This is a genomic window from Lacrimispora sphenoides JCM 1415 (assembly GCF_900105615.1).
Classification (GTDB): domain Bacteria; phylum Bacillota; class Clostridia; order Lachnospirales; family Lachnospiraceae; genus Lacrimispora; species Lacrimispora sphenoides.
On sequence record NZ_LT630003.1, the window covers coordinates 4577258 to 4587500 of the forward strand.

Sequence of the window (10243 nt, forward strand, 5' to 3'; positions counted from 1 at the left end):
ATATGGATAATCTACCTCGCATTAATGTAAGTTTTGTAATTAGTGGGAAAAATATTGATTTTGAACAACTGAATGAAGCAGTAGATATCTTGCCAACAGAAACTAGAGGGGTTGATGACTGGCCAAAAGCAATAAGGAATAATTTAAATCTCCCGGAAGAGCTACGTCCCCGATGTGAATGGAGTATATGCCAAGAAATGGAGCTATGTAAACAAGTAGAGATACCTATCAATAAAATTGTAGAACGATTAAAAGGAAAAGAACAAAAGCTTTTTGCGTTTTGCAAGAGAAATGAGTTGAAAAAAAGTTTAAGTATTACAATTCATGGAGAGGCAATGAATTTACCGGAAGTTGTTCTTTCCTCCAATATTGTATCTTATTTTGGGAAGTTGGAAGTAGAAATAGGTTTTGACATATATGCCTATTAGACTACTAAAGCGGATTAAAAGTATAAGATTGGTGAAAGACAAAATTTTTCAATTATAGGTGGTGGTTCAGGTGTCGCTAGCAAAGCCTTGATATTCGCCAAATTCGTGGGATTCCGGTCACCTTGACTGTGTCAAGCCGTGAATCCGACCACCTAATGTAAAGTGTTCTCAAACACCCAGCACTGCTGGGCGAAGTAGACTGCCGGGTGGGGTTTTTGACCACCCGGCTTTCTCCTGCTCTATTTTCGACCCAGTCAATATGCTTGGAATTTTCCTGAAAAATGGACTTTGAAAAATGATGCGCATAGTGGCCTCCTCTGTTCTTTAGTGGAAGACATATTAGCAAAACCGTTATCAGTTCTTTCTTCAAATCGGCTCACATTTGCGTTTGGCTCCATATATGAGCAACTATGCCACCTCTGCTTTTTTGAGGGTACACTGGGGCGATACGAGCGTACACGGGCTAAGGAGAATGAATTACTGATAGGAGATGCGGTTAGGGTAGAAACTTGCTTGGAGGGGCATTTAAAGTTGTCATGAAAATGTAAGAAAAAATTCTGATGATGCAAGCTGAACCCCTCTTTTCAAAAAAACCGATCATGGTAAAATGGGCAAACCGGGGGTTATAGGGGGAAGAATGAACCTCATCTCTTTAGGATTTGGCAGTAAACGAAAAAACAGCCACTGATTCCGTGATAGGACGCAGTGTCTGGTCTTTTTTTCTGCCTTATAGCTTTTTAATGTACTTCATGATTCGGATTCCGTCAGCGATGCCACAGGAGTACAGATAGGATTCATTTTCAGCCATTTGAAGCCCTTGAAGTTCCATGTATCTGTTTAGGATATCCCACTCCTTTTTGGGGAGCTTCTTGAGAATAGATTCTGCCTCTTCAAAAAATAGCGATTCTGATTCGCGGTTTTTTCTCTCTTTCTGGTGTAAAGCATATCAATTCTCTCCATAATTACCAGATCTATAAGTTCTTGCTCATCCATGATCTTTTCTCCTTTGAGCCTAACGATACTGTGACAAGCCTTAGAAGTCGATACCACTATGTGACAAATCAAGCTCCAGCTTTTGTAGCATTCCTGACAATTCGAAAAAATTTATTCAGAATGACTTGCAATCACCATAAACCAGAGGTAACATACACCAACCTTGAAAAAGGATTACCCTGTAAAATCTTGGGTTTTGGGATTGGATAGGCTTAACCCCCCTTGCGATTATCGTAGCCTTGTGCGTAAATCGGTAAATAACGCTTATCAGCTGAGGTTGCCGGTAGTTTTATCATTTCAAGATGGAGACAAATAATAATGTTTACAGCTATAATGCAGAGGATTACAACCCGAATCTGGAGTTCCAGTACTTAAGGGCGAGATATTATGATGTAGAACATGGAGATTTCCTAACAGAGGATACCTATCTGGGCAAGCTGATAGACCCATTAAGCCTGAACCGGTACAACTATGTAAAGTCTAGCCCGCTTAACTACACAAAATCAAAGATAGTAGCATCCAAATACATACGGGATTATTACGATAGAAAGAGGGGAATATATTGATACCAAAAATCAAAGTTATTTTTTATATGGTAGGTGATAATGCGGATATTAATGCTATAACTGAAGAACTTGATTTACAACCTACAAAGACACGAAAGAAAAGTGAATGGCCTCGCGCATCTATCTTAGTAGGATTAGCACAGGATACTTGGTCGTTACAAACAGAAAAGGAGGAAAGTAAAGCTGTTTCAGTTCAAATGGATAAATTGCAAGGCGTTCTTTTACCCAAGGTAGATATTATAAAGAAACTTAGTAGAAAATATTCATTAGAGACGAGTGTGACAGTAGTGATTGAAATGGAAACTGGAGATGGACCAGAAATGGTTTTATCAAAAAAAAATATACAATTTTTATCCTCAATTAATGCAGAAGTTGCTTTTGACCTGTATATTGATTAAATTTGGGCTGTACTTTCAGACTTTCGAGTTTCCCTAAAAGGTATGAGTGTAAGCGAGCAACTCCTCAACAAACAAAATCCAATAAAATGCAAATCCCCTTCAACTCCTTGACAACCCGCCCGTTTCCATGTATACTAAAGTGCGATTAAACCAATACATGTCATAAAGTTTCCGTGCAGCCGGGGAGATAGCGGTGCCCTGTACCTGCAATCCGCTCTAGCAGGGGTGATGTCTCACCCCGGGCTGCCTATTGCAGGGCTGCCCCTGGTAAGTGGCGATGACGTTTGGGTCTTACGCAACAGATCTTCATGAACCGTGTCAGGGCAGGAATGCAGCAGCACTAAGTGAAACCTTCTGTGTGCCGTGAGGGTGCCTGGACCGAGTTAACTGCCAGGGTAACGCCTGTGATAGCGGTTCAAAGTGAGACGCACGGATTAAAAATATAAAGAATTATCAGACGCCGGAGAGCAGGAAACTGTTTTGCGGTGTCTTTTGCAATGTGTGATTACCATTTTTAATATTTTCTTACATTTCTTATGAAATAAAGTTTTCCCTTGCCCCATATTCCCCTTTGTATTATAATTATAAAATGGGTATAATACTACCTATTTCCTAATGACAAATCTAATCAAAAAAGAGGTGTGCTTTCATGATAAGAATTGGAATGCTTACAAGCGGAGGCGACTGCCAGAGCTTAAACGCCACCATGCGAGGCGTAGCAAAGGCACTGTACCGGATGCTCGGCGATATTGAGATTGTTGGATTTGAGGATGGCTACAAAGGGCTGATTTATGAGGAGTACCGTGTAATGAAGCCGGATAACTTTTCCGGGATTCTTACAACGGGTGGGACAATCCTTGGTACTTCCAGACAGCCATTTAAACTTATGCGGACACCTGATGAGAACGGTCTTAATAAAGTAGAAGCTATGAAGCACACCTATAGAAAGCTGAAACTGGAATGCCTGGTGGTATTAGGCGGCAATGGAAGTCAGAAAACAGCCAATCTCCTTCGGGAAGAGGGGCTGAATGTAGTATCCCTTCCCAAAACCATTGATAATGATTTATGGGGAACCGATATTACCTTTGGTTTCCAGAGCGCTGTCAATGTGGCTACCAATGCCATTGATTGCATCCATACAACGGCAGCTTCCCATGGACGAGTCTTCATCGTGGAGGTCATGGGACACAAGGTCGGATGGCTTACCCTGCATGCAGGGATTGCAGGCGGGGCTGATATCATCCTACTGCCGGAGATCCCGTATGATCTGGATATCGTAATAAAGGCATTAAAGAGCAGGGCCCAAAACGGTAAGAAGTTTTCCATTCTTGCTGTGGCGGAAGGGGCAATTTCCAAGGAAGATGCCTGCCTGACGAAAAAGGAATTGAAAGAAAAAAAGAAGAATGGAGTGGTTTATCCCTCTGTAGCATATGAGATCGGGGCTCAGATCACGGAACGTACCGGACAGGAAGTGCGGGTTACCGTACCGGGTCATATGCAGAGAGGCGGCGACCCATGCCCCTACGACAGAGTGCTTTCCACCCGCCTTGGGGCTGAGGCAGCTAAGCTCATAAATAACAAAGAATACGGATATATGGTAGCGGTGAAAAACAATGATATTGTTAAGATTCCGTTAGCCGATGTAGCCGGAAAATTAAAAACCGTCGATCCGGAAGGCTCTATCGTTAAGGAGGCCAAGATGATAGGCATTAGCTTCGGCGACGAATAAGGAGTTAACAGGCATGTCATATACGGCATTGTATCGGAAATGGCGCCCCCCTTCCTTCTCGGATGTAAAGGGTCAGGACCATATCGTACAGACATTGAAAAACCAGATAGTATCCGGGCGTATCGGGCATGCGTATCTGTTTTGCGGAACAAGAGGAACCGGTAAGACCAGTATTGCAAAGATCTTTGCAAAAGCGGTTAACTGTGAACACCCTGCAGACGGAAGTCCCTGCGGGGAATGCCAGACCTGTAAGAACATTGCAGCCGGCGCATCCCTTAACGTGGTTGAAATTGATGCTGCGTCAAACAATGGCGTGGAGAATATCAGGGAGATAAGGGATGAAGTTCAGTATCCTCCTACGGAAGGCAAATATCGGGTTTATATCATCGATGAGGTTCATATGCTTTCTACAGGAGCATTTAATGCACTGTTAAAGACATTGGAAGAACCCCCATCTTATATTATATTTATTCTGGCGACTACGGAAGTCCAGAAGATTCCGGTGACGGTCCTGTCACGGTGCCAGCGGTATGATTTTAAGCGCATTACGGTGGAAATCATTGTAGAGCATTTAAAAGAGCTGACTGCAGCAGAACATATCCAGGTAGAAGACCGGGCCCTTACTTATATTGCCAAGGCAGCTGACGGGGCGTTGCGTGATGCCTTAAGTCTCCTGGACCAGTGTATTGCATTTCATTACGGAGAGCTACTTACCTATGACAATGTCCTTGATGTCCTGGGAGCCGTAGACATCACCGTGTTTGGAACAATGTTCCGTGCAATCGTGGAAAACCGGACAAAAGACTGTATAACCAGTCTTGAAGAGCTGGTGATCCAGGGTAGGGAGCTGGGCCAGTTTGTTATTGATTTTATCTGGTACTTAAGAAACCTTTTAATATTAAAATCCGTTGATAATGCAGAGAATCTGCTTGATATGTCAACAGAGAACCAAAACCTGTTAAAAGAGGACAGCAAGCTAACGGACAACGAAACACTCTTACGGTATATCCGGGTGTTTTCCGATCTTTCCAATCAGCTTCGCTATGCTTTCCAGAAAAGAGTCCTGATTGAGGTAGCCTTGATCAAGCTGACCCGCCCTCAGATGGAACAGAATCTGGATTCCATACTTCAACGGATCAGCAATATAGAAAAACAGCTGGAAAGCGGTATTGTAGTAAATACTTCTCCGGATACCTTAAACGCGGGGGAAGGAAACGGCGGCAGTAATGCCGCTGTCCCAGAATTAACCCCTGCAGAGCGGGTGGCTCTTCCCAAAGGCCAGTTGGAGGATTTAAATCTGATCCGAAGTGAATGGGGAAAGATCATTCGGGAACTGGGAGGACCTATCCGTGCCAGCTTCCGGGATACGGTTGTAGAACCAGCAGGAGAGAGTTGTCTTTGCGTTGTTTTTTCCGATCAAAGCAATTATATGATCGGAAGCAGGGATACAACAGTAGCAGCGATTGAGCGGTATGTGGAAGACCATTACCAAAAGTCCATAACCTTTAAGACCAGGCTTCTGGGCGGAGGGGAACGGCTAGATACCGTTTATGTCAGCGATGAAGAATTAAAAGCAAATATTTTAATGGATATAACAATAGAAGATTAAAAAATCATAAAATCATAAAAATAGCAGGAGGACATACACCATGGCAAAACGTGGCGGTTTTCCAGGCGCAATGCCTGGCAATATGAATAATTTAATGAAGCAGGCTCAGAAGATGCAGCGTCAGATGGAAGAGACAACAAAGGCGCTGGAGGAAAAGGAATATACAGCTGCAGCAGGCGGCGGAGCCGTGTCAGTCACTGTTTCAGGAAAAAAGGAAGTGACTGGGGTTAAATTATCCCAGGAAGTTGTAGATCCGGATGATATCGAGATGCTTGAGGACCTGATCATGGCTGCTACCAATGAAGCATTCCGCCAGATGGAAGAAGACAACAGCTCTGCCATGGCGAAGCTGACCGGCGGTCTTGGCGGTCTAGGCGGAGGCTTTCCGTTCTAAAGGTTGAAAAGTAAGCATTTTTCAGCCATGAATTTGTGAGTCAACTGAATATGCAAGTATATCCGATTGATTCATTAGGAGACAAATTATGAATTACTATAGCAGTCAGATAACCAGATTAATAGAAGAACTGTCCAGGCTTCCGGGTATTGGCAGTAAATCCGCGCAGCGCCTGGCATTTCATATCATCAATATGCCGGAGGAACAAGTGGCAGGTCTTGCTTCATCCATTACAGAAGCAAAACGGAATGTACGTTATTGCAAGGAATGCTTTACCCTGACGGATCAGGAAAAATGCCCCATCTGCCAGAGCGAAAAACGCAATCATAAGGTGATCATGGTAGTGGAAGACACCAGGGATTTGGCTGCTTATGAAAAAACAGGAAAATTCGATGGCGTTTATCATGTCCTGCATGGGGCTATCTCTCCTATGCTGGGAATTGGACCTGGTGACATAAAGTTGAAAGAGCTGATGCAGAGACTGCAGGGGGATGTGGAAGAGGTGATCATTGCCACCAATTCCAGTCTTGAGGGAGAGACGACAGCCATGTATATCAGCAAGCTGATCAAACCGACAGGAATCAGGGTTACCCGTATAGCCAGCGGGGTTCCCGTTGGAGGAGACTTAGAGTACATAGATGAGGTAACATTGTTACGGGCCCTGGAAGGCCGGGTCGAACTGTAGATCATTTGCCTTGTTAGAGATATAAGGTTGAAAGAAAAACATCCTTTAGCCTTTCGTTTACGAATAGCATGCCCCGCTTTACCGGGCATCAACGGGACAGGCAAGCATATCCGCCTGATTCATTAGGAGACAAATAATGGATAAGTACGAGTTTAATATAAAGGTTGAACAGATTAAAAAATTGGTCGGCAAAAACGACTATGATACGGCTATGAAAATAGCCGACACAATAGACTGGAAGAGAGTCCGCAACACCAATCTGCTTTCCATGGTAGCCACAATTTATGAGAAAAATAAAGATTATCAGGAAGCCAAGGAGATCCTTCTCCAGGCTTTTGAACGTGCTCCCATTGGAAAACGTCTGCTGTATAAGCTTGCAGAGCTGGCGATCAAGGAAGGAAATATCGAAGAGGCGGAAGCCTACTATAAGGAATTTGGTGATCTGGCCTCTGATGATCCCAGGCAGCAGCTTCTGCGCTTTATGATTTTAAAAGCAAAAGGAGCTCCGGCCCAGCAACTCATTCACTCCCTGGAATCCTATACCAGTGTGGAGCTGGATGAGAAATGGCTGTATGAGCTTGCTGAACTTTATAGCCTTGCGGGCATGCCTGACCGCTGTGTGGATACATGCGACCGGATCATGCTGATGTTTGGCCTTGGAAAATATGTGGACAAGGCTATGGATTTAAAAATACAATATGCACCGCTTACCAACTACCAGATGGATCTTGTAGAGAACCGGGATAAATACGAAGCAAAGCTGCGGGCAGTTGAACAGGAATACAGCATCGGAAGAAGACCGAACTCAGAACCAGAGTCAGTGCCAGAATCAGAGCCAGAACCAGAAGAGGAATACTATGAAGAAGAGCAGGAGTTTTACCAGGAACCGGTCATAGAATTTGAAGAGAATCCTGGAGTGGATAATCTGGAGGCGAGGCTTCAGGAAGCTGCAGTTCAGGAGACGCTGGCAAGAGAGATGTCAAAAATCTCCTATGAAGAACCCGTTATGCAGGATGAACCCAAGATGGAACGTACCAGAGTACTGGAGGACATCCGGAGAGTGGGCCGCCCTGTAACTGCCATACCAAGACCCGGGAGTCTCTATGCATCTGCAGAAGATGAGTCTCTTTTGTATCATTCGGAGCCGGTTATTGAGGAAGAGGAGCCAGAAGGCCCCGGAATGGAAGAGACTGACATTGAGGGATATTATGACGGCGAAGCAGAATATGAAGTGCCGGATGATGCCAGAGGACAGTTCGCCAGTGCAGTAGATGATTTTCAGGAATCCGGTGATCAGCTGGAGGAAGATTTTGGATATGAAGAAAATGATTATAATCAGCCCGGTGGATCATTAAATTCAACCTTAGAAGAGGAAAATGCTCCTTACGGCGATGAAGATCATCTGGAGTTCGAGGACTTATATGAGGAAGAGGAAGACAACCTGGAGGAAACCCCGGTTCAAAACCACCTCATGATCGAAGCAAGGACTCCTGAAAAAGGACTTCAAATGGCTGTTGAAGCCTTAAAACAAATTCACAATGAAAATAACGTTAAGAATCCGGTGGCCAAAATCACTGGTTCCAAGTTATCCAACCGGGGAGTACTGGCATCTGCAGACAGGCTGGCCGGAAAAGATCTGGTCATTGAAGAAGCCGGTGATCTTACCAGAGAAGCGTTGGATGAATTAAATCAATTGATGGACCAGGATACAAGCGGAATGATCGTGGTTCTTATTGATAACCCAAAGCAAATGGAAACCCTTCACCAGGAGCATCCAGCACTGGCAAGTAAATTTGAGTGCATTGGAAGCGGGGAAGAAGCCCCGGTTTTCAGTGTGAGAGAAACGGTGCGGAAGGAAAGGCCGGTAAAAGTCGTTCAGAAGCCTGCTTTTAAACCTTTGACTCCTGCTTTTAATAAGAAAGACTTAAGAGAAGAATCCTACGAAGATTATGGAGAGCAGGAATATAGTTATGAATCGGATTCCTTGCAGGAGAATGAATATGGGCATGCCGGAGCCTATGTAAACGGAACCTATGATAATGGAACCTTTGAAAACGGCTCCTTTGAAAACGGCTCCTATGAAAATGGCTCCTATGGAAACGATGCTTATGAAGACGGTGTCTATGAAGACAATGATTTCTATGAAGAGAGTGAAGAATTCCGCCCATCTGTCCGGGATGAGGAAGGCCCTGGTTTTCAGGGAGAAGAAATGGATATTGACGAATTCGCCCAATATGCCTGTCGTTATGCCAATGAGATCGACTGCAGCATTACCGGAAAAAGCATGCTGGCACTCTATGAAAGAATTGAGATCATGGAAGAGGATGGACTTCCTTTAAACAGAGCCAATGCAGAAAGTCTGATTGAAGAGGCGGCTGACCGTGCGGAAAAGCCTTCCATTGGAAAACGGATTAAAGGTCTGTTTTCCTCAAAATATGACAAAGACGGCCTTCTTGTTTTAAAAGAAGAACATTTCATTTATTAAATTGGAGTATCAAACGTGGATATTAAACTCATTGCAATTGATTTGGATGGAACCTTGTTAGACAGTAAAAAGCGACTTTCGGATGTCAACCGCCAGGCACTCATCCAATGTGTTCAAAAAGGAATATGGGTTGTTCCGTGTACTGGACGAACAGTGCATGGAATACCTGAAGAAATAAAAGGCATTTCCGGAATCCGTTATGCAATTACCACCAATGGAGCGGTCATTGAGGACATGGAAGAAAAAACGGTTATTGACACCCAGATGTTATCCCGGGAACAAGCGCTGGAGCTTTTGCACCTGGTAGAACCTTACTATGTTATGTACGATCCCTACATAGACAGACGTGGGATAACAGAACCACGCTTTTATGAACATTTATCAGAATACGGCCTGCCGCCTGAATTACAGGAAATGGTCTTTCAGACCAGGGATGTTCATCCTAATATCATAGAGTTTGTAGAGAAGAGCGATAAGCCAGTGGAGAAAATCAACCTGTTTTTCCCCGAAATGGAAGAGCGCGCCAAACTTAGGGCTGAATTGGAGAAAAGAGAGGATATTCTGGTCACCTCCTCCATACCAAACAATCTGGAGATCAATGCGATCGGAGCGACAAAAGGTGAGGCAATCTTAAGGCTCGCTTCCCATTTAGGGCTCAGCGGAAATCAGACAATGGCAATTGGAGATGGGGAAAATGACATTTCCATGATTCAAAAGGCAGGAATCGGAGTGGCTATGAAAAATGGAAGCAAAGAGCTCCATGCGGCTGCTGACTATATAACGGATACGAATGATGAAAACGGAGTGGCATCAGCTATTAACCGTTTGGTATTCGGAGCAAAAGGTTGAAAGAAAGATATCCTTCAACTTTGAGTTTGTGAATCAACTGGATATGTTCACATATCCAGTTGATTTATTAGGAGACAAATTATGACGAAGCTATATATGGAAAACTG

General features: G+C 44.0%; 11 protein-coding genes and 1 other RNA gene (1 of these 12 only partly in view). 11 read left to right on the top strand and 1 reads right to left on the bottom strand.

From position 1 onward, the window contains the following. Nucleotides 1-2 precede the first annotated feature (2 nt). Complete coding sequence (locus BMX69_RS20660) at nucleotides 3-428, top strand: DUF4279 domain-containing protein (RefSeq protein ID WP_100043391.1); 426 nt, start codon at nucleotides 3-5, stop codon at nucleotides 426-428. An 837-nt stretch (nucleotides 429-1265) separates the two neighbouring features. Here the strand turns inward: BMX69_RS20660 and BMX69_RS24230 are convergent. Next, complete coding sequence (locus BMX69_RS24230; protein ID WP_157724442.1) at nucleotides 1266-1421, bottom strand: hypothetical protein; 156 nt, start codon at nucleotides 1419-1421, stop codon at nucleotides 1266-1268. Nucleotides 1422-1723: 302 nt separating this feature from the next. Between BMX69_RS24230 and BMX69_RS20665 the strand changes: the two genes are divergently transcribed. The 10 genes from BMX69_RS20665 to BMX69_RS20710 all read left to right on the top strand — a co-directional run. Next, nucleotides 1724-1987, top strand: a complete 264-nt coding sequence (locus BMX69_RS20665) for an RHS repeat-associated core domain-containing protein (protein WP_054792145.1) — start codon at nucleotides 1724-1726, stop codon at nucleotides 1985-1987. Beyond that, nucleotides 1984-2385, top strand: a complete 402-nt coding sequence (locus BMX69_RS20670) for a DUF4279 domain-containing protein (RefSeq protein WP_100043392.1) — start codon at nucleotides 1984-1986, stop codon at nucleotides 2383-2385. Before BMX69_RS20665 ends, BMX69_RS20670 begins: the two co-directional genes overlap by 4 nt. 171 nt (nucleotides 2386-2556) lie before the next feature. Then, nucleotides 2557-2818, top strand: an RNA gene (gene ffs, locus BMX69_RS20675) — signal recognition particle sRNA large type. Between the two features lie 216 nt (nucleotides 2819-3034). Then, nucleotides 3035-4114: a 6-phosphofructokinase gene (locus BMX69_RS20680; RefSeq protein WP_100043393.1), complete on the top strand. Its 1080-nt coding sequence runs from the start codon at nucleotides 3035-3037 to the stop codon at nucleotides 4112-4114. A 13-nt stretch (nucleotides 4115-4127) separates the two neighbouring features. Then, entirely contained in the window at nucleotides 4128-5723 is a 1596-nt protein-coding gene (gene dnaX / locus BMX69_RS20685) for a DNA polymerase III subunit gamma/tau (RefSeq protein ID WP_100043394.1), read from the top strand. A gap of 40 nt (nucleotides 5724-5763) precedes the next feature. Further along, nucleotides 5764-6117, top strand: coding sequence for a YbaB/EbfC family nucleoid-associated protein (locus BMX69_RS20690; protein ID WP_025230831.1), 354 nt, complete (start codon nucleotides 5764-5766; stop codon nucleotides 6115-6117). A gap of 88 nt (nucleotides 6118-6205) precedes the next feature. After that, nucleotides 6206-6802 carry a recombination mediator RecR gene (recR, locus tag BMX69_RS20695; RefSeq protein ID WP_025230832.1) on the top strand — a complete coding sequence of 199 codons (597 nt, stop codon included), beginning with the start codon at nucleotides 6206-6208 and terminating at the stop codon, nucleotides 6800-6802. Nucleotides 6803-6938: 136 nt separating this feature from the next. Further along, on the top strand, nucleotides 6939-9287 hold the full coding sequence (locus BMX69_RS20700; RefSeq protein ID WP_100043395.1) for a tetratricopeptide repeat protein: 2349 nt from the start codon (nucleotides 6939-6941) through the stop codon (nucleotides 9285-9287). A gap of 15 nt (nucleotides 9288-9302) precedes the next feature. Next, nucleotides 9303-10136, top strand: a complete 834-nt coding sequence (locus BMX69_RS20705; protein ID WP_054792141.1) for a Cof-type HAD-IIB family hydrolase — start codon at nucleotides 9303-9305, stop codon at nucleotides 10134-10136. 81 nt (nucleotides 10137-10217) lie between these two features. Further along, nucleotides 10218-10243 carry the 5' portion of a CvpA family protein gene (locus BMX69_RS20710; protein WP_242941308.1) on the top strand. It continues 709 nt past the right edge of the window, so the window shows 26 of its 735 coding nt (coding positions 1-26); its start codon is at nucleotides 10218-10220; its stop codon lies beyond the right edge, outside the window.

Excerpts from the sequence above, each read along its gene's own strand:
- BMX69_RS20660 (WP_100043391.1), top strand. The coding sequence starts at position 3 with ATGGATAATCTACCTCGCATTAATGTAAGTTTTGTAATTAGTGGGAAA.
- BMX69_RS24230 (WP_157724442.1), bottom strand. The coding sequence starts at position 1,421 with ATGGATGAGCAAGAACTTATAGATCTGGTAATTATGGAGAGAATTGAT.
- BMX69_RS20665 (WP_054792145.1), top strand. The coding sequence starts at position 1,724 with ATGGAGACAAATAATAATGTTTACAGCTATAATGCAGAGGATTACAAC.
- BMX69_RS20680 (WP_100043393.1), top strand. The coding sequence starts at position 3,035 with ATGATAAGAATTGGAATGCTTACAAGCGGAGGCGACTGCCAGAGCTTA.
- dnaX (WP_100043394.1), top strand. The coding sequence starts at position 4,128 with ATGTCATATACGGCATTGTATCGGAAATGGCGCCCCCCTTCCTTCTCG.
- BMX69_RS20690 (WP_025230831.1), top strand. The coding sequence starts at position 5,764 with ATGGCAAAACGTGGCGGTTTTCCAGGCGCAATGCCTGGCAATATGAAT.
- recR (WP_025230832.1), top strand. The coding sequence starts at position 6,206 with ATGAATTACTATAGCAGTCAGATAACCAGATTAATAGAAGAACTGTCC.
- BMX69_RS20700 (WP_100043395.1), top strand. The coding sequence starts at position 6,939 with ATGGATAAGTACGAGTTTAATATAAAGGTTGAACAGATTAAAAAATTG.